The organism is Pseudarthrobacter sp. (assembly GCF_036675385.1).
In the GTDB taxonomy this organism is placed as follows: domain Bacteria; phylum Actinomycetota; class Actinomycetes; order Actinomycetales; family Micrococcaceae; genus Arthrobacter.
The window spans coordinates 76397-94760 of the sequence record NZ_JAKFFD010000164.1; the positions used below are offsets into that span (position 1 = coordinate 76397).

An 18364-nucleotide genomic window follows, 5' to 3' on the forward strand; every position below is an offset into this window, starting at 1 on the left:
AAAGACAGCACATGGCCATTCTGAATATCCGCATCATCGGTGATCCTGTGCTTCGCACAGTGGCCGATCCCGTGACGGAATTCGGTCCTGAGCTCGCCAAGCTGGTTGCGGACATGACGGAAACCATGGAGGACGTGGATGGCGCCGGCCTCGCGGCTCCCCAGATTGGCGTCAGCCAGCGGGTCTTCACCTACCGGATCGACGGCGTGGAGGGCCACATCATCAATCCGGTCCTGGAAAACAGCGAGGACTTCCAGGCGGACCAGGTTGAGGGTTGCCTGTCCATTCCTGGCCTGGCGTTCCCGGTCCGCCGCTTCCGCGCCACCCGCGCCACCGGCGTTGACCTGAACGGGAATCCTGTCGCTGTGGAGGGGGAAGGCATGCTGGCCCGTTGCTTCCAGCATGAGACGGACCACCTGGACGGCATCCTCTTCACCGACAGGCTGGAAGGTGAGGACCGGAAGATTGCCCTGCGCTCCATCCGCAATGCCAACTATGACGCCATCACGGAACGCACGACGACGAAGCGCGCCAAGACGGTCGGGTCCAGTTTCGGGGGCGCCAGCTTTGGAGGCGCGAACTCTGGGAGCGCCAGCCCTGGCCAGGCCAGCTTCGGCGGCGGCGCCACCACATGAGGGTACTTTTTGCCGGCACGCCCGCCGTGGCCGTCCCCTCCCTCGATGCCTTGGTTGCGGCCGGCTTTGAAATCGTTGCCGTCCTGACCCGTCCCGACGCGCCGATTGGCCGCAAACGGGTGCTGACGCCGTCGCCCGTTGCAGCCCGCGCCACGGAGCTGGGAATCGACCTCATCCACGCCACCCGCGTGGACGAGGCCGTGACGGCGAAAATCGCCGCGGCCAAGCCGGACGTGGCTGCCATCGTGGCCTACGGCGGCCTGATTCCGCGCGCCGCCCTGGATGTTCCCCCGCGTGGTTGGATCAACCTGCACTTTTCCCTGCTTCCCGCATGGCGTGGCGCTGCCCCCGTGCAGCGGGCCGTGATGGCCGGCGACGACGTCACCGGTGCAGTCACCTTCCTGTTGGAAGAAGGGCTGGACACCGGCCCGGTCTTCGGAACGCTGACCGAGGGCGTTGGCCCGGAGGACACCGCCGGAGCGCTGCTGGAGCGGCTGTCCCACAGCGGGGCCGTGCTCCTCGCCCAGACGCTGTCCGCCGTTGAAGCCGGGAGGGCAGCTGCACAGCCGCAGGCCGGCGACGTTTCACTGGCCCCCAAGCTGACTATCGATGACGGCCGGCTCGACTGGAAGCAGCCCGCCCTGGCGATCGGCAGGCGCGCCCGCGGCGTAACTCCCGAGCCCGGCGCCTGGACCACCCTGGACGGACAGCGCGTCAAACTCGAACCTGTCCGGCTCCGGCCAGGTGACACTGACCTGCAGCCCGGCGCGGTATTCCTCGACGGTAAGAGCGTCCTGGTGGGCACCGGATCCCACGCCGTGGAGCTGACGAGGATCCAGCCTTCGGGCAAAAAGATGATGGCCGCCGCCGATTGGGCGCGTGGCATGGCAACACTGGAAAGCGTGGTCTTCGAATGAGCGAATCCGGCGGTAATGCAGGCGGCACGGGCGGCAGCGGAAGCGGCGCCCGGGGCGGCGGCGGACGCGGCAACAGCGGACGGGGCAAGGGCGGGCCGCGGGATTCCAGCCAGCGCAACGCCCAGGGCCGCGAACGCAACCGCCCCTCCCAGCGGAGCTTCACCGAAAACGCTCCTGCGCAGCGGACCCGCCGAGCGGACCCCGCGCGGCTTGTGGCTTTTGAAGTCCTGCGCGCGGTAGCCGCCGAGGACGCCTACGCCAACCTGGTGCTCCCGTCCCGCATCCGCCATCACGGCCTGGACAAGCGCGACGCCGGCTTCGCCACCGAGCTCAGCTACGGGGCCCTGCGTGGCCAGGGCACGTACGATGCCATCCTGGCGCGCTGCGTTGACCGCCCGCTGGACCAGCTTGACCCTGCCATTCTCGACGCCCTGCGGATCGGCACACATCAGCTGCTGGCCATGCGCGTCCCGGCCCACGCCGCCCTGGATCAGACCGTGGGCCTGGCCCGCGCCGTCATCGGCGCCGGCCCCTCCGCCCTGATCAACGCAGTATTGCGTAAAGTCACGGCGCACACCCTGGAGGAGTGGCTTGAGATCCTCGTTGCCGGTGAAAGCGATGAAACCACCATCGCCTCCCTCCGGTACGCCCACCCCGAATGGATTGTCCGGGCCATGCGCCAGTCCCTGGTGGCCCACGGCCGGTCAGCCGCCGAAATCAACGACCTGCTGGAAGCCGATAACGAAGCTCCGGTGGTCAACCTGGTGGCCCTGCCCGGCCTGGGCAGCCTGGATGAAGCCCTGGAGGGCGGGGCGACCCCCGGTGAACTCGTTGAAGGCTCGGCGCTCTCCAGCGGCGGAGACCTGGGCCGCCTCGCCTCCATACGGGAAGGCAGCACGCGCGTCCAGGATGTCGGCTCCCAGCTGGTGGCCCGCGCCATGGCGGCAGTGGACCTCGATCCCACCGGAAGCCCTGGAGCAGAACGCCGGAACGAAACCTGGCTGGACCTGTGCGCCGGCCCCGGCGGTAAGGCGGCCCTGCTGGGCGCTCTGGCCAACGCCCAGGGTGCCACGCTGCTCGCGAATGAACCGGCCCCGCACCGTGCCAAACTCGTCAGCCAGGCCCTGTCCGCCGTGCCCCGGGACGTCTGGCGCGTCCGGACCGGCGATGGCCGCGACGTGGGCACTGAGCAACCGGAGTCCTTTGACCGTGTCCTGGTGGACGTCCCCTGCAGCGGGCTGGGTGCCCTGCGCCGCAGGCCGGAGTCCCGCTGGCGCCGCACGCCCAAGGACCTCGCGGACCTGGGACCGCTGCAGCGCGCCCTGTTGAAATCGGCGCTGGAGGCCGTCCGCCCCGGCGGAGTGGTTGCCTATGTCACCTGCTCACCCCACCCGGCCGAAACCACGGCAGTGGTCAGCGATGCCCTCCGGAAGCGGGATGACCTGGAACTGCTGGACGCCGGTGCCGTGCTGGACAGCGTGAGCCTGACCGGGAACCTGGGCGCAGGCCACGATTCCACGGCGCAACTCTGGCCGCACATCCACAGCACCGATGCCATGTTCCTGGCCCTCATCCGGAAGAAAGCCTGACCCGTGAAAGGTTCCCCCATGCCGCAGTGCTGCATCAACCCCAGCATCCTGTCCGCCGACTTCGTCAACCTCGAAGCCGAACTGCAGCGCATCAGCAACGCTGACGCCGTGCACGTGGACGTTATGGACAACCACTTTGTCCCCAACCTCACCATCGGGCTGCCCGTGGTCCAGCGGATCCAGGCGGTCAGCCCCGTCCCGCTGGACGCCCACCTGATGATCTCCGACGCCGACCGCTGGGCGCCGGGGTTCGCCGACGCGGGCCTGGCATCCGTGACCTTCCATGCCGAGGCCTCCATTGCACCGGTCAAACTGGCCCGCGAACTGCGGGCCCGGGGCTCCAAGGCCGGCATGGCGCTGCGCCCTGCCACTGCCGTGGAGCCCTACCTGGACATGCTCGAGGAACTGGACATGCTCCTGATCATGACCGTGGAGCCGGGCTTCGGCGGCCAGGCGTTCCTGGACTTCACCTTGCCCAAGATCCGCAAGGCCCGGGCAGCCATTGACGGCTCCGGAATCAATGTCGCCATCCAAGTGGACGGCGGCATTACCGAGGAAACCATTCTGCGGGCGGCCGAAGCAGGCGCGAACGTCTTTGTGGCGGGTTCCGCTGTTTACGGCGCGGAGGACCCGGCTGCAGCCATTGGACGGCTCCGCGAAGCCGGCAGCATGAAGTTACGTGCTGCGTCCGCGGAATAGTCTGGGCGACCTTGTGGTTATGGCACAATAGCAACACACAATACGTGCTCCGGGGTCGGTGTAAGTCCGAACCGGCGGTGATAGTCCGCGACCCGCGAGCCGGCGCTTTCCCCTCAGGGAAGGAACCGGCGGACGGTTGAACTGGTGAAATTCCGGTACCGACAGTTAAAGTCTGGATGAGAGAAGCACGTACAGCTGTATCTGCGGCGCCCTTCGGCGCTGCAGCCTTCTGCTGTCGTATACCCCCGGAGCCATCGCGGTTCTAGAGGGAAGGAACGACAACACACATGAACCCCTTGCGATGGCTCTTTGAAGCCAGGATTTCCCATGCTCCGGGAACCGAAGCCGCCGGACCGGTGGCTGCCCCATGACCCGGATCGAAACCGTCACGGCGTTCAGCGACGCCGAAACCGCCGCCATGGACGCAGCGCTCGAAGCAGCCCTGCAGGGCCCGCGCGGAGCGAATCCGCTCGTGGGCGCCGTCGTCATCGATGCTGCCGGCCGCCGGCTGGTGACCGGGTACCACCGCGGCGCCGGCACACCCCACGCGGAAGCGGACGCCATCGCCCAGGCTGAGGCCGCCGGGCTGGACCTGAGCGGCTGCACGATGGTGATCACGCTGGAACCCTGTGACCACAGCGGCCGCACGGGGCCCTGCACCCAGGCGATCATTCGTGCCGGAATCACGGACGTGGTCTACGCCGTCGACGATCCGCACGACGCTGCGGCGGGCGGCGCAGCCACTCTCCGGAACGCGGGCGTCCAGGTCCGCAGCGGGCTCGCGGCCAGCGAATCGTTCGAGTTGAACCGTCAGTGGTTCCTGGGAGTGGCCGCACAGCGCCCGTTCGTGACGCTGCACATCGCGCAGACCCTGGACAGCCGGATCGCCGCTGAGGACGGAACGAGCCAGTGGATCTCCTCCCCGGAGTCGCTGGCTGACAACCACGGACTGAGGCGCCGGATCGACGCCATCCTCGTGGGCACGCAGACCGTGCTCGTGGACAACCCCCGGCTGACAGCCCGCGACGCGTCCGGAGCCACAGCCGGCAAACAGCCGCTGCGCGCCGTGATGGGCCTGCGGGACATCCCGGCCGACGCCGCCGTCCGCGGTGACGACGGGAACGTGCTCCACCTGCCCACGCGGGATCCGCGGGAGGCGCTCTCGCTCCTCTACGCGGAAGGAATCCGCCACGTGATGGTGGAAGGCGGCTCACGCATCCTCAGTTCATTCCTGGCCGCCGGTCTTGTGGACGAACTCATTGTCTACCTCGCCCCCACCCTGCTGGGTTCCGGAACTCCCGCCCTCAGAGGGCTCGGAATCACCACCCTTGCGGATGCCCGGCACTGGGACTGGGACCCTTCCGACGGCGGTGCCGTCCTGACCCTGGGCCGGGACCTGAGGCTGCACCTCCGTCCAGTACCAACCGATGCTTTTGAACCACACCTATCCCGCACTGCCGCGGAACCAGCCATGGGAGGCTACTGATGTTTACCGGAATTATTGCCGAACAGGGACAGGTTCTGTCCGTGGAGCGGGACGGCGATGCCAGCGCAACGCTCCGCCTCCGGGCGCCCGGCACCACCGAAGGGCTCGGACTGGGCGGGTCCATTGCCGTCAACGGGGTCTGCCTGACGGCCACCGCCATCGAGGGCAAAGAGTTCAGCGTTGATGTGATGGGCGAAACCCTCGTCCGCAGCACCATCGGCGAACTGGCCGCCGGTGACTCGGTGAACCTCGAGCGCTGCGTCCCTGCCGGCGGCCGGCTCGACGGCCACGTCGTCCAGGGCCACGTCGACGGCGTCGGGCAGCTGCTGGAGCGCGAGGCACTCGGCAACTGGGAACGCCTCCGGTTCGGTGTGCCGGCCAACCTTGCCCGCTACATCGCGGAGAAGGGCTCCATAGCGATCGACGGCGTCTCGCTCACCGTCACGGCGGTCAGCCCCGCCGCGGAGCTGGAGCCCTGGTTCGAAGTGGGGCTGATCCCCACCACCCTGGCCGAGACCGGCCTGGGGGCCAAGGCAACCGGCAGAAGGGTCAACCTCGAAGTCGACGTGCTCGCGAAATACACCGAACGCCTGCTGGCATTCAGCACCGGCGCAACCACCGGGGGCGAACGATGAACGCCGCCGTCCGGCTGGAGCCGGCCGCGTCCGCCGGACCGGTGCCCAATGCAGCCTTCGGACTTGACCCCGTGGAAGATGCCATCCGCGCCATGGCCGCCGGCCGGCCCGTGCTGGTGGTGGACAACGAGGACCGCGAAAACGAAGGCGACATCATCTTTGCCGCACAGCATGCCACGCCTGCCCTCATGGGATGGACCATCCGCTACAGCTCCGGCGTCATCTGCGTCCCCTTGAGCGGGGAGCGCGCCGATGCCCTGGCACTGCCGCCCATGGTGGCAGTGAACGAGGACGCGAAGGGTACGGCGTACACCGTTTCCTGCGATGCGGCCGTGGGTGTCAGCACTGGAATCTCCGCCACGGACCGGGCCCTCACGGCCCGCGTCCTTGCAGACCCCGGCGCCGGACCGGCGGCCGTGACCCGGCCCGGGCATATTTTTCCGCTCCGGGCGGTTAACGGAGGAGTGCGTGAACGCCCCGGCCACACCGAAGCGGCCGTGGACCTCTGCCGGCTCGCCGGACTGGAGCCAGTGGGCGTGATCGCCGAGGTTGTGTACGACGACGGTGAAATGATGCGGCTCGACGGGCTGCGGGGATTCGCTGCTGAACACGGGTGCCCCCTGATCTCGATTGAGGATCTGGTGGCCTACCTTGAAGCAGGAGCCGGGACACCCGCCGACAGTGACACCGGGCCGGACGCCCGGGCGGAGTAGAGGAGTAATGATGACGGCTTCCGGAGTATCGGACAACAGCCACCAGAACGGCCACCACCGGGGGGCGGTCGGCAATGGCCGGGTCCACCACCCCGTGAGCGGCGGTCCCGTTGTGCAGCTGCCCACGGCATTTGGCGATTTCATTACCCAGGCGTGGACAGACCTGGTCACTGGCGCCGAACACCTGGCGGTCAGCTCACCCAACCCGCCCCGGGAGGGCGTTGCCCCGCTGGTCAGGCTGCATTCGGAGTGCCTGACCGGCGACGTCTTCGGCTCCTACCGTTGTGACTGCGGCGAACAGCTGGCCTATGCCCTGGAGCTGATCAACGAGTTCGGCGGCACGTTGCTGTACCTGCGCGGGCAGGAAGGCCGGGGGATCGGGCTGGCCAACAAGATCAAGGCCTATGCGCTCCAGGAAGCGGGCTTTGACACCGTGGAGGCCAACGAGCAGCTGGGACTGCCGGTGGACGCCCGCTGCTACAAGGCGGCCGCCCAGATCCTGGCCGAGATGGGCCTCCACGAGATCCGGCTCCTGAGCAACAACCCGGACAAAAAGAACAGGCTCGCCAAGGCCGGTGTGAAGGTGGTGGAAATGGTGCCCACCGAGGTGCCGTCCCGCGACCAGAACATCCGCTACCTGCAGACCAAAAAGGACCGCATGGAGCACCGGCTGATGCTGGACACCCACGTTGTCACGGTGCCAAGCGGCGCTGCCGACGATTTCGACCACGACCAAAACTGAACGGACCAGATTCACGCATGAGCGGACACGGCGCACCAGACATTGACCTCACCACCCTCAACCCGGCGGAAACGTCGCAGCTGCGGCTGGCCATCGTGGCAGCCGGCTGGCACACCCAGATCATGGACGGACTCCTGGACGGTGCCCTGCGCGCCGCCAAGGACGCGGGCATCAGCGAACCCACCGTACTGCGCGTTCCGGGCGCCTTCGAGCTTCCCGTCGCCGCCGCGCGGCTGGCACCGCACTTTGACGCAGTGGTGGCCCTCGGCGTCGTGATCCGTGGCGGCACGCCGCACTTTGAATACGTCTGCCAGGCCGCGACGTCGGGACTGACCGATGTCAGTGTCTCCACCGGCGTGCCGGTGGGCTTCGGGGTGCTGACCTGCGATACGGAGCAGCAGGGACTGGACCGCGCGGGCCTGCCGGGCTCCAGCGAGGACAAGGGCCACGAAGCCGTGACAGCCGCCCTGGCCACCGCATTGCTCCTCAAGCAGTACACGTAGCAGCGGGCGGGCTGCCGGGGCGCGGTGTGTGTTCGCTCACATCGCGTCCGTCATGCAGCGGCCCGAAAGGGGCCCACTGGCCGGCAGCAAGTAGGCTGTAGGGCGTGAAGAATTTCGAGACGCTGTTCGCTGAACTGAGTGAGAAGGCAGCCACCCGCCCGGCAGGCTCCCGCACCGTCGCTGAATTGGAGTCCGGAGTCCACGGCATTGGCAAGAAAGTCGTGGAGGAAGCAGCCGAAGTGTGGATGGCCGCTGAGTACGAATCCGATGAGGCCACGGCCGAGGAAATCTCCCAGCTGCTCTACCACCTGCAGGTTCTGATGCTCGCTAAAGGCCTGACCCTGGAAGACGTCTACAAGCATCTGTAGCCACCGTGGCACGCGGCGGTCAACAACTGCCTGCCCGTGCCCTGCGTGGCCCGTTTGCCTGATCCACAGACCTCCCAACCAAGAAAGACCCCCATGCTGCGAGTAGCCGTCCCCAACAAAGGCTCCCTGTCCGAAGCCGCCTCCGCCATGCTGACCGAAGCGGGCTACCGCCAGCGCCGCGACACCCGCGAGCTGGTCATGATGGACCCTGACAACGACATCGAGTTCTTCTTCCTCCGCCCGCGCGACATCGCTGTCTACGTCGGACGCGGAACCCTCGACGTCGGCATCACCGGCCGCGACCTGCTGCTGGACGCCGAGGTGGAGGCTGAGGAACTGCTGCCCCTGGGCTTCGCTGCGTCCACGTTCCGCTTCGCCGGACCGGTGGGCGACTTCGCCACAGCAGATGAGCTTGAAGGAAAGCGCCTCGCCACGAGCTATGACGGGCTGCTCCGCGGTTACCTCGCCGAGCGGGGCATCAACGCCAAGGTGGTCCGGCTCGACGGCGCCGTGGAGTCGTCAGTACGCCTCGGCGTAGCTGACGCCATCGCCGACGTCGTGGAAACCGGCAACACCCTCAAAGCCGCCGGGATGGAAATCTTCGGCGAGCCGATCCTCAAATCGGAAGCGGTCCTGATCCGCCGCACCGGCGAAGGTGGAGCGGCGAACGGCACCGCCAAGGAGATTGAAGTCCTGATCCGCCGGCTGCAGGGCGTCCTCGTGGCACGCCAGTACGTGCTCATGGACTACGACATCCGCAAGGAACTCGTGGAACAGGCCGCCGCACTGACCCCCGGCCTGGAATCACCCACCGTCTCACCGCTGCGCGACTCCGACTGGGTGGCCGTCCGGTCCATGGTTCCGAAGAAGGAAACCAACCGGATCATGGATGAGCTCTACGACCTCGGCGCCCGCGCCATCCTGGTCAGCAGCATCCACGCCTGCCGTATCTGAGCGTCCCGCCCGGTTCACGCCGCGCCGCAGAACCCACCCGAGAATTCCAGGAGTCCCCATGGCTGTAGCTGTACGAGTCATCCCCTGCCTCGACGTCGACGCCGGGCGCGTTGTGAAGGGCATCAACTTCGAGGGGCTCCGCGACGCGGGCGACCCGGTGGAGCTGGCGCACCGGTACGACAATGCGGGCGCCGATGAGCTGACGTTCCTCGATGTCACGGCGTCCTCGGGCAACCGCGAAACCACCTTCGACGTGGTCCGCCGTACGGCCGAGGAAGTCTTCATCCCGTTGACCGTGGGCGGCGGTGTCCGCGGTGTTGCCGAGGTGGACAAGCTCCTGCGTTTCGGCGCGGACAAGGCTTCCATCAACACGGCCGCCGTTGCCCGCCCGGACGTCATCAACGAAATCAGCCGGCATTTCGGTTCGCAGGTGCTGGTCCTGTCCGTGGACGCCCGCCGGACCCGCCCCGGGTCCCGGCCCACGCCGTCGGGCTTTGAAGTGACCACCCACGGTGGCCGCACCGGTACCGGGATCGACGCCATCGAGTGGGCCAGGGAAGCTGCCGACCGCGGCATCGGCGAAATCCTGCTCAACTCCATCGACGCCGACGGCACCAAGGACGGCTTCGACCTGGAACTGATCCGCCTGGTCCGGGCAGCCGTGAAAGTGCCGATCATCGCCTCAGGGGGTGCCGGGGAACCGGCCCACTTCCCGCCGGCCGTGGCCGCCGGAGCGGACGCCGTGCTGGCGGCGTCGATCTTCCACTGGGGCCCGGACAACATGATGTCCCAGGTCAAGCAGGCCATCCGCGACGCAGGCTTCGAAGTCCGCTAACCCCAACCCGACTCAGCAACGCGGGGTCACTCCTTGCCCAATAACCGATGGTTATTGGGCAAGGAGTGACCCCGCGTTGGTTTTAGAGGCCGACTTCAGCCGACTGGAGCAGGGCGACGGCGTCCGGCTGGCCTTCGAAGGTGACCAGGGCGTGGCGGGTCCGGCCGTGGGCGTGCATCAGCAGTTCACCCGGCTCACCCACGATCGCCACCGAAACCGGTGCCCGCTTGGCGACGTGCCGCGGCCCGGACGGGCGCACCAGCACAATGCCAAGGTCGACGCCACGGTAAAGGATGGCTGCCCGCTTGATCAGTTCGTCCCAGAGGGCGTCCGAGTAGGCCTCGTCGAGGGCGCGCGGCGCCCAGCGGTCCACAGCCCGGCGGATGTCCTCGGTGTGGACGAAATATTCGATCAGGTTGGAGCTCTCGTCCAAGGCCTTGATGTTCATGGGGGAGAGAGCCGGCGGGCCACCACGGAAGGTGTTCACGAGGCCGGTGTAGTCGTCAGCGGTTTTCAGCTTCGCCGCGAGTTTGGCGGTGGCCTTGTCCGAAGCCTTGGACAGGCGCTTGATGATGAGGCCAAGCCCTACGGCAGCCTTGCGTTCGCGAAGGTAAAGGTGCGCGGCAAGGTCCCTGGTGCGCCAGCCTCTGCAGAGGGTGGGGGCATCAGGGCCGGCCGCCAGCAGGGTTTCGGCCAGGACTTCTCGGGACGGTTCGACGAAATGCATCACTTGTGAAACTAGCACGAGAGCAGGGAAGTTGGGCAGCAGAACCGCCAGCCGATAGGTGCCCTTGTTCACACACTGCTTGTATGCCCGTTGGTGCATATTCGGGGCCGCTGATGAGGCACTAGACTTGGTCTGATGTCTGAGCAGCCCGCCTCCGCCCCCGTAATAGTCCCGGCCCCCACCGCAAGCCCGCTTCCGCACGCTGTTGCGGCCGCGTTGAAGCGCGACGGCGCCGGGCTGGTTGCCGCGGTGGTCCAGCAGTTCGACACCCACGAAGTGCTGATGCTGGGCTGGATGGACGACGAAGCCCTGCACCGCACCATGACCAGCGGCCGGGTCACCTTCTACTCCCGTTCCCGCCAGGAATACTGGCGCAAGGGGGACACCTCCGGCCACGTCCAGTGGGTCAAGTCGGTTGCCTTGGACTGCGACGGCGATGCACTCCTGATCCGCGTGGACCAGGTCGGCGCGGCGTGCCACACCGGCACCCGGACCTGCTTCGACGGCAGGGACCTGGATGTCCAGACCGGCGAGGCACTCTGACCCACGGCCCTTGGGCGGAAGACCTGCCCGCAGACACACACTTTTGGCAGCATAAGACTGGCGCCGTTCCACACCCGGCGACATTCACGAGGCGACACACAAGAACAGGCGGCGAAGCATAGCCATGCAGGACCTTGGAATCATCAGCCCGGGCCTCGAGGAGTTCCGCGAACTCGCCGGCAGCAGCCGGGTCATCCCCGTCACGCTCAAAGTGCTGGCGGACGCGGAGACCCCTATCGGCCTCTACCGGAAGCTGGCCCAGGGCCAGCCCGGCACGTTCCTGATGGAGTCTGCGGCGGTGGGCGGCACGTGGTCGCGGTATTCCTTCATCGGCGCGAAGTCCCGGGCAACCCTGACCACGAAGGACGGCCAGGCGCACTGGCTGGGCCAGCCCCCTGCCGGAGTGCCCCTGGACGGCAATCCCGTGGATGCCATCCGCGACACCATCGAAGCACTGCGGACCCGCAGGTTTGACGGACTGCCGCCGTTCACCTCCGGCCTCGTCGGCTTCCTGGGCTGGGAGACGGTCCGCCACTGGGAACGGCTGACCAGCCCGCCGGAGGATGACCTCCACCTGCCTGAGATGGCGCTGAACCTGGTGACGGACATGGCCGTGCACGACAACCATGACGGCACCGTGCTGCTGATCGCCAACGCCATCAACTTCGATGGCAGCTCCGACCGCGTGGACGAGGCCTGGGAAGATGCCGTGGCCCGGGTCAAGGCCCTCCTGACCACGATCAGCACACCCGTGGCCCAGCCGGTTTCCGTGCTGGAACCCGCCGCCCTGGACTTCGCCTCCAGCGTCGAGGAACGGTGGGACGAACCCTCCTACCTGGCCGCGCTGGATCGCGGCAAGGAAGCCATTGTGGATGGCGAAGTTTTCCAGGTGGTGATTTCACGCCGCTTCGAGATGGAGTGCGGCGCCTCGCCCCTTGACGTGTACCGCGTCCTGCGCAACACCAACCCCAGCCCGTACATGTACATCTTCAGCCTCGAGGACGCCGACGGCCGGGAGTACTCGATCGTCGGGTCCTCACCCGAGGCCCTGGTGACGGTGACCGGTGAGGAAGTCATCACCCACCCCATCGCCGGTTCACGGCCCCGCGGCAAAACGGTGGAGGGAGACAAAGCCCTCGCCGAGGAGCTGCTGGCCGACCAGAAGGAACGCGCCGAACACCTGATGCTCGTGGACCTCTCCCGCAACGATCTGTCCAAGGTCTGCGTGGCGGGAACCGTGGACGTCACGCAGTTCATGGAGGTGGAGCGGTTCAGCCACATCATGCACCTGGTCTCCACCGTAGTGGGCAAGCTGTCCCCGGACGCCAGCGCCTACGACGTCCTGAAGGCGACCTTCCCCGCGGGCACCCTGTCCGGTGCCCCGAAGCCCCGGGCCCTGCGCCTGCTGGACGAGCTTGAACCCCACCGTCGCGGCATCTACGGCGGCGTGGTGGGTTACCTCGACTTTGCCGGCGACATGGACATGGCCATTGCCATCCGCTCGGCCCTTCTCCGTGAAGGCCGCGCCTACGTCCAGGCCGGGGGAGGCATCGTGGCGGACTCGGTGAACCCCACAGAAGCCTTGGAGACCGTGAACAAGGCGGCCGCTCCGCTCCGGGCCGTTCACACGGCCGGATCGCTGCACAACATCGCGGCGGAATCGCTCCCCGGCACTTCTCACATCAGCGACGCGGGCACCGCCGGGGAAAGCCAGGCCGCCGAATGACGGCGGCCTGGGCCAGGAAGTCCACGCTCGTACTGCTGATCGCTGTCCTTGCGCTGGCGGTCTTCGGGACCACCACCCAGACCTGGATCACCGTCACCCTGGACGCCAACCAGGTGGGCCAGGCGGCGGGGGACCAGAACACCCTTCCGGTCCAGGGCAGCAAGGCCGCCACCGCGGTGACGGCCCTGGCCGTCGTGGCCCTGGCGGGCGGACTGGCAGCGTCCATCGCAGGAAAGTTCGCGCGGTGGGTCATCACAGTCCTCATCATGTTGGCCTCCGTCGGCATCATTGCCGCGGCCGCCACGGTGCTGGCTGACCCGCTGGGGGCCGCGCAGGGCTCCATCGCCGCTGCCACCGGGGTCACCGGCGGGAACGCGGAAGTGGCTGTTACCGTCTTCCCGGTCCTCGCCGTCGTCGCCGGTGCCTTGCTGGCGCTGGCCGCGTTGCTCATCATCCCCGCTGGCCGGTTCTGGAAGTCGCGGACCAAATATGACGCAGCCACGTACGCGGGGCCCGCCGGCAGTACGGCGGCCGCCACCGGTCCTGTGGACGAGATCGACAGCTGGGACCGGCTCTCGCGCGGCGACGATCCCACCTGAACCCCCACTCGAAGCCAAACCCGAGCAGCCCGCTAAAACCTGGGCCCGGTCTGCCGATGGGCAGGTCACGGCCAAAAAATGGCAGAATGTAAGCAGTATTCATCCCGAGGAGATTCACATGAGCAAAGCACCCGCTTCCGTATCGAAATCAGGCACCCGGACCGTTGCCCCCGGCGTCGTTGACCACAGCCAGGAACTTGGCCACGGCAACAGCCCCGCGGCCTGGACCTGCGTGATCGTTATGCTGGTCGGCGCCCTCATCGCGTCCATCGCCTTTGTCATCGCCAACACCCCCATCTTCATCGCCGGCGCAGCCGTGATGGTCCTCGGCCTGATCCTTGGCTACGTCATGCGCAAGGCGGGCTACGGCGTCGAAGGCAGCAAGCTGAAGAGCTCCGGCCACTGATGGCGACTGTTCTCGACGACATCAATGCCGGTGTCTGGGAGGATATGGAGGCCAGGAAGCGTCTCGTTTCGCTGGCGGAACTGAAGGACCTGGCGGCGGCCGCGGCACCCGCGCGGGACGCCTGGTCGGCCCTCGGCGGCACCGCGGTGCAGCGGGACCAGCTGAAGGTCATCGCGGAAATCAAGCGGCGCAGCCCGTCCAAGGGCGACCTCGCCAGCATCGTGGATCCGGCAGCGCTGGCAGAGCAGTATGCCGACGGCGGCGCAGCCGTGATCAGCGTCCTCACCGAACAGCGGCGCTTCAACGGCTCCCTCGCGGACCTGGACGCCGTCCGTGCCCGCGTGGACGTTCCGCTGCTCCGCAAGGATTTCACGCTCGACGAGTACCAGATATGGGAGGCCCGCGCCCACGGCGCGGACCTGATCCTGCTCATCGTGGCGTCGCTCTCCGACAGCCAACTCCGGGAGTTCAGCGCGCTCAGCCGCGAACTCGGCATGAACGTGCTTGTGGAGACGCACACGGAAGAGGAAATCGAACGTGCAGTGGCGGCTGAGGCGCGCATCATCGGCGTTAACGTGCGCAACCTGAAGACGCTCGACGTCGACCGTTCAGTTTTCGCCTCCCTCGCCGGACTGATTCCGGCCCGAGCCCTGGTCATCGCCGAATCCGGTGTGCGCGGCGTGGACGACGTGACGCATTACGCCGCCAACGGCGCCAACGCCATCCTGGTGGGCGAGGCCCTGGTCAGCGACGCAACGCCGCGTGACCGGATCGCCGAATTCACGGCGGCCGGCGCTGCCGCCATCGCCGCCCGGGCCTAGTCCGGGCACCCGCCGGGCCTGGCGCCGGCGGCACAACACTTCCGAACGACCAACTTGAACAGGACGGGACTGATGGCTGAATCCTCAGACAACGCTGACAACAACGCTGCGGACGCTTTCCTGCAGGGCGGCTCGCTGAAGCACGCCCCGGGGCCATACTTCGGCGGCTACGGCGGGCGTTGGATGCCGGAATCGCTGATCGCCGCCCTTGACGAGCTCGAAGACACCTTTGAAAAGGCCAAGGCAGATCCCGAATTCCTGGCCCAGCTCTCCGATCTGAACAAGAACTACTCCGGCCGTCCGTCGCTGCTGACCGAAGCCAAGCGGTTCTCCGAGCACGCCGGCGGCGCCCGGATTTTCCTCAAGCGCGAGGACCTCAACCACACTGGATCCCACAAGATCAACAACGTCCTGGGCCAGGCCCTGCTGGCCAAGCGCATGGGCAAAACCCGCGTGATCGCCGAGACGGGCGCCGGGCAGCACGGCGTTGCCAGCGCCACCGCCGCCGCGCTCCTCGGCCTGGAATGCGTTGTCTACATGGGCGCCGAAGACTGCCGCCGGCAGGCACTGAATGTCGCCCGGATGCAGCTGCTCGGCGCCACCGTGGTGCCCGTGGTGAATGGTTCCCAGACCCTCAAGGACGCCATCAACGACGCCCTCCGGGACTGGGTCAGCAACGTCGACAACACGCACTACCTGTTGGGCACCGCTGCCGGGGCGCACCCGTTCCCGGCCATGGTCCGCTTCTTCCACGAGGTCATCGGCGAGGAAGCCCGCGCCCAGATCCTGGAGCAGACCGGCAAACTGCCCGACGCCGTCTGCGCCTGCATCGGCGGCGGTTCGAACGCGATCGGCATCTTCCACGGATTCCTGGATGATCCGTCCGTGAAGATCTACGGCTTTGAAGCCGGCGGCGAGGGCGTGGAAACCGGCCGGCACGCAGCCACCATCACCCTCGGCAAGCCGGGCGTCCTGCACGGCGCACGTTCCTACCTCATGCAGGACGATGACGGGCAGACCATCGAGTCGCACTCGATTTCCGCAGGCCTGGACTACCCGGGCGTGGGCCCGGAGCACGCCTACCTGGCCGACATCGGACGCGTCAGCTACGAACCCATCACCGACAGCGAAGCAATGGACGCGTTCAAGCTGCTGTGCCGGACAGAAGGCATCATCCCCGCCATCGAGTCCTCACACGCCCTCGCGGGTGCCATCAAGGTTGGGAAGCGCCTCACCGAAGGCACCGCTGACCCGTCCGAAACGGTGATCATCGTGAACCTTTCCGGCCGTGGCGACAAGGACGTTGAGACCGCCGCGGAATGGTTTGACATGCTTGACGAGGAGGGCAAGGTCAAGGGCACCAACCTGTCCACGCGCAAGCCCAAGGGCCCTGCCGACAGAGCAGAAACTGAAGCCGTTCCCGCCACAGCTGCCCCTGCCACCAAGGCCGCGGACAACAACGAGGACCAGAACTGATGACTGAACAGACGGCCAGCAAGTCCGCCGCCGCCATCGACCGTGCGCGGGACGCCGGGCGCTCAGCGCTCGTGTGCTACCTGCCTGCCGGGTACCCGGACGTCCAGGCCACCATCGACGCCGGCATTGCCATGGCGAAGAACGGTGCCGACCTGATCGAAATCGGCATTCCCTACTCGGATCCGGTTATGGACGGCCCGGTCATCCAGGCAGCCACCACCGAGGCGATCGCCAACGGATTCCGGGTCGAGAGCGTCTTTGACGTTGTCGCCGGCATCACGGCAGCCACCGATGTGGCCGTGCTGGTGATGACCTACTGGAACCCCGTGGTCCGGATGGGTGTGGACGAGTTCTCGCGCCGGCTGGCCGAGGCCGGGGGAGCAGGGCTCATCACGCCTGACCTCATCCCGGACGAAGCATCGGAATGGTTCGCCGCCTCGGACAAGTACGGACTGGACCGCGTGTTCCTCGTGGCGCCGTCCTCCACCCCGGAGCGCCTGGCCATGACGGTCAAGGCAAGCCGCGGCTTTGTGTATGCCGTCTCCATCATGGGCGTGACGGGGACCCGCCAGGCCGTCAGCAGCAGCGCGGAGAAGCTCGTGGCCGACACGCACGCCGCCGGCGCCGAACGCGTGTGCGTGGGACTCGGTGTCTCCAACGCCAGCCACGTCCGTGAGATCGCAGCATACGCAGACGGTGTCATCGTTGGCACCGCGCTTGTTGCCGCCATCCGTGACGGGGGAGTCCCCGCCGTCGCCGACCTCACCCGGGACCTGAGCGCCGGACTCGTCAGGGAAGAAGCCTAACCACCATGCAGATCCTCCTTCAGGCCGCCGCCCTGGTGCCGGCCAGCATCCCCAGCCCGGACTGGTCCGGCTTCGACATCCCGCTGCCGTGGGGGACTCTGCGGATCCATGCCTATGCCCTGTGCATCCTCGCCGGGATCGTCGTGGGCCTTTGGCTCACGTCCGTCAGGTGGGCCCGCCGCGGCGCGCCCGAAGGCAGCGTCTGGGACATCGTCATCTGGGCGATTCCCTTCGGCATCATCGGCGGCCGGCTCTACCACGTGGTTTCGTCCCCGGACGCCTACTTCGGGCCCGGCTTCGACGGGACCGGGGACCTGTGGCTCATCCCGCAGATCCAGCGTGGCGGACTGGGCATCTGGGGTGCCGTGGTTCTGGGCGTCCTGGGCGCCTGGATCGGCTGCCGCCGATCCGGTGTGAAACTCACCGCCTTCCTGGACGCCGCGGCGCCCGGACTGCTGCTGGCGCAGGCCGTTGGCCGCTGGGGCAACTACTTCAACCAGGAGCTCTTCGGCGGGCCCACCACCCTGCCGTGGGGCCTGCAGATTGATGCGGACAACCCCAACTTCCCGGCCGGCATGCCGGTGGATACGCTCTTCCACCCCACGTTCCTGTATGAGTCGCTCTGGAACATCGCCGGCGTGCTCATCCTGCTGGCCCTGGACCGCCGATTCCACTTCCGCCGCGCCCGGCTCTTCTGGCTCTACGCCATGTATTACACGCTGGGCCGGGTCTGGATCGAAGCAATGCGGATCGACGACGCCGAACAGATCAACCTGTTCGGGATCACCACCAGGCTCAACGTCTGGACCAGCATCTTTGTCTTTGTGGCAGCACTCATCGTGTTCGTCCTCCTGGGATTGAAGGGCCGCCCGGAACCGGACACTCCCTTCCTGGCGGGCCGCGAGCCGGCAGCAGTCGAGGACGTGGACGCTGCGGGGGAGGAAGAGGCGCCGGTCCGAGATGCGGACACTTCTGTCTCGGATAGTGAATCGCGTGATAATCTCCCACATAACCAAAATGGTGCCCGGATCCCTTCCACCCCAACGGAAGAGGAACCGGCAGTCCGGGACAGCGACAAGCCTGTACCGGAGTCGCCGGTAGCCGGAAGTTCCCGCCACAAGGCAACGGAATCCGCGCCGGAGGCTGGCACGAACAAGTAGGACGCCAGCACGGCAGGGTAGCAG

The 18364-nt window shown here is 67.2% G+C and carries 21 protein-coding genes and 1 riboswitch; of the genes, 20 read left to right on the plus strand and 1 reads right to left on the minus strand.

From position 1 onward, the window contains the following. The first annotated feature begins 11 nt into the window (after positions 1-11). The 12 genes from def (at position 12) to hisF (ending at position 10076) form a co-directional block, all read left to right on the plus strand. A complete protein-coding gene (def, locus tag V6M49_RS14045) occupies positions 12-635 on the plus strand; it encodes a peptide deformylase (RefSeq protein ID WP_332761506.1) in 624 nt (207 codons plus the stop codon). Then, on the plus strand, positions 632-1552 hold the full coding sequence (gene fmt, locus V6M49_RS14050) for a methionyl-tRNA formyltransferase (protein ID WP_332761508.1): 921 nt from the start codon (positions 632-634) through the stop codon (positions 1550-1552). The genes def and fmt overlap by 4 nt, the downstream gene beginning before the upstream one ends. After that, positions 1549-3141, plus strand: a complete 1593-nt coding sequence (locus tag V6M49_RS14055) for an RsmB/NOP family class I SAM-dependent RNA methyltransferase (RefSeq protein WP_332761509.1) — start codon at positions 1549-1551, stop codon at positions 3139-3141. The genes fmt and V6M49_RS14055 overlap by 4 nt, the downstream gene beginning before the upstream one ends. Positions 3142-3159: 18 nt before the next feature. Further along, positions 3160-3840: a ribulose-phosphate 3-epimerase gene (rpe, locus tag V6M49_RS14060; protein ID WP_141142032.1), complete on the plus strand. Its 681-nt coding sequence runs from the start codon at positions 3160-3162 to the stop codon at positions 3838-3840. 40 nt (positions 3841-3880) lie between these two features. Then, a riboswitch (FMN riboswitch) is annotated at positions 3881-4033 on the plus strand. A gap of 174 nt (positions 4034-4207) precedes the next feature. After that, entirely contained in the window at positions 4208-5326 is a 1119-nt protein-coding gene (ribD, locus tag V6M49_RS14065; protein ID WP_332761511.1) for a bifunctional diaminohydroxyphosphoribosylaminopyrimidine deaminase/5-amino-6-(5-phosphoribosylamino)uracil reductase RibD, read from the plus strand. Next, positions 5326-5961 (plus strand): riboflavin synthase, encoded by a 636-nt coding sequence (locus V6M49_RS14070; RefSeq protein WP_141140177.1) that lies wholly within the window; start codon positions 5326-5328, stop codon positions 5959-5961. The genes ribD and V6M49_RS14070 overlap by 1 nt, the downstream gene beginning before the upstream one ends. Next, on the plus strand, positions 5958-6674 hold the full coding sequence (ribB, locus tag V6M49_RS14075; protein WP_332761513.1) for a 3,4-dihydroxy-2-butanone-4-phosphate synthase: 717 nt from the start codon (positions 5958-5960) through the stop codon (positions 6672-6674). The genes V6M49_RS14070 and ribB overlap by 4 nt, the downstream gene beginning before the upstream one ends. A gap of 10 nt (positions 6675-6684) precedes the next feature. Then, on the plus strand, positions 6685-7416 hold the full coding sequence (gene ribA, locus V6M49_RS14080; protein ID WP_332761514.1) for a GTP cyclohydrolase II: 732 nt from the start codon (positions 6685-6687) through the stop codon (positions 7414-7416). 17 nt (positions 7417-7433) lie between these two features. Continuing rightward, on the plus strand, positions 7434-7919 hold the full coding sequence (gene ribH, locus V6M49_RS14085; RefSeq protein WP_332761516.1) for a 6,7-dimethyl-8-ribityllumazine synthase: 486 nt from the start codon (positions 7434-7436) through the stop codon (positions 7917-7919). Between the two features lie 104 nt (positions 7920-8023). Further along, on the plus strand, positions 8024-8287 hold the full coding sequence (locus V6M49_RS14090; RefSeq protein ID WP_056345618.1) for a phosphoribosyl-ATP diphosphatase: 264 nt from the start codon (positions 8024-8026) through the stop codon (positions 8285-8287). Between the two features lie 93 nt (positions 8288-8380). Next, positions 8381-9241, plus strand: a complete 861-nt coding sequence (gene hisG, locus V6M49_RS14095) for an ATP phosphoribosyltransferase (protein ID WP_332761519.1) — start codon at positions 8381-8383, stop codon at positions 9239-9241. Positions 9242-9299: 58 nt separating this feature from the next. Then, complete coding sequence (gene hisF, locus V6M49_RS14100; RefSeq protein WP_332761520.1) at positions 9300-10076, plus strand: imidazole glycerol phosphate synthase subunit HisF; 777 nt, start codon at positions 9300-9302, stop codon at positions 10074-10076. 82 nt (positions 10077-10158) lie between these two features. On the opposite strand, the gene V6M49_RS14105 is transcribed toward hisF, so the two are convergent. After that, complete coding sequence (locus V6M49_RS14105) at positions 10159-10803, minus strand: TIGR03085 family metal-binding protein (RefSeq protein ID WP_058932697.1); 645 nt, start codon at positions 10801-10803, stop codon at positions 10159-10161. Between the two features lie 135 nt (positions 10804-10938). Here V6M49_RS14105 and hisI point away from each other — a divergent pair, with 135 nt between their 5' ends. The 8 genes from hisI to lgt all read left to right on the plus strand — a co-directional run bounded on the left by hisI (position 10939) and on the right by lgt (position 18340). Further along, entirely contained in the window at positions 10939-11346 is a 408-nt protein-coding gene (gene hisI, locus V6M49_RS14110; protein WP_104062001.1) for a phosphoribosyl-AMP cyclohydrolase, read from the plus strand. A 124-nt stretch (positions 11347-11470) separates the two neighbouring features. Continuing rightward, on the plus strand, positions 11471-13072 hold the full coding sequence (locus tag V6M49_RS14115; RefSeq protein ID WP_332761523.1) for an anthranilate synthase component I: 1602 nt from the start codon (positions 11471-11473) through the stop codon (positions 13070-13072). Beyond that, entirely contained in the window at positions 13069-13671 is a 603-nt protein-coding gene (locus tag V6M49_RS14120) for a Trp biosynthesis-associated membrane protein (RefSeq protein ID WP_332761525.1), read from the plus strand. The genes V6M49_RS14115 and V6M49_RS14120 overlap by 4 nt, the downstream gene beginning before the upstream one ends. Positions 13672-13789: 118 nt before the next feature. Further along, on the plus strand, positions 13790-14077 hold the full coding sequence (locus V6M49_RS14125) for an HGxxPAAW family protein (protein WP_104062004.1): 288 nt from the start codon (positions 13790-13792) through the stop codon (positions 14075-14077). After that, positions 14077-14898: an indole-3-glycerol phosphate synthase TrpC gene (gene trpC / locus V6M49_RS14130; RefSeq protein WP_332761527.1), complete on the plus strand. Its 822-nt coding sequence runs from the start codon at positions 14077-14079 to the stop codon at positions 14896-14898. Before V6M49_RS14125 ends, trpC begins: the two co-directional genes overlap by 1 nt. Before the next feature lie 72 nt (positions 14899-14970). After that, the gene (gene trpB, locus V6M49_RS14135; RefSeq protein WP_332761529.1) at positions 14971-16374 is read left to right on the plus strand and encodes a tryptophan synthase subunit beta; all 1404 of its coding nucleotides are present in this window, start codon (positions 14971-14973) and stop codon (positions 16372-16374) included. After that, complete coding sequence (trpA, locus tag V6M49_RS14140; protein ID WP_056345641.1) at positions 16374-17180, plus strand: tryptophan synthase subunit alpha; 807 nt, start codon at positions 16374-16376, stop codon at positions 17178-17180. The genes trpB and trpA overlap by 1 nt, the downstream gene beginning before the upstream one ends. A 5-nt stretch (positions 17181-17185) precedes the next feature. After that, positions 17186-18340: a prolipoprotein diacylglyceryl transferase gene (gene lgt / locus V6M49_RS14145; protein WP_332761532.1), complete on the plus strand. Its 1155-nt coding sequence runs from the start codon at positions 17186-17188 to the stop codon at positions 18338-18340. Positions 18341-18364: the final 24 nt, after the last annotated feature.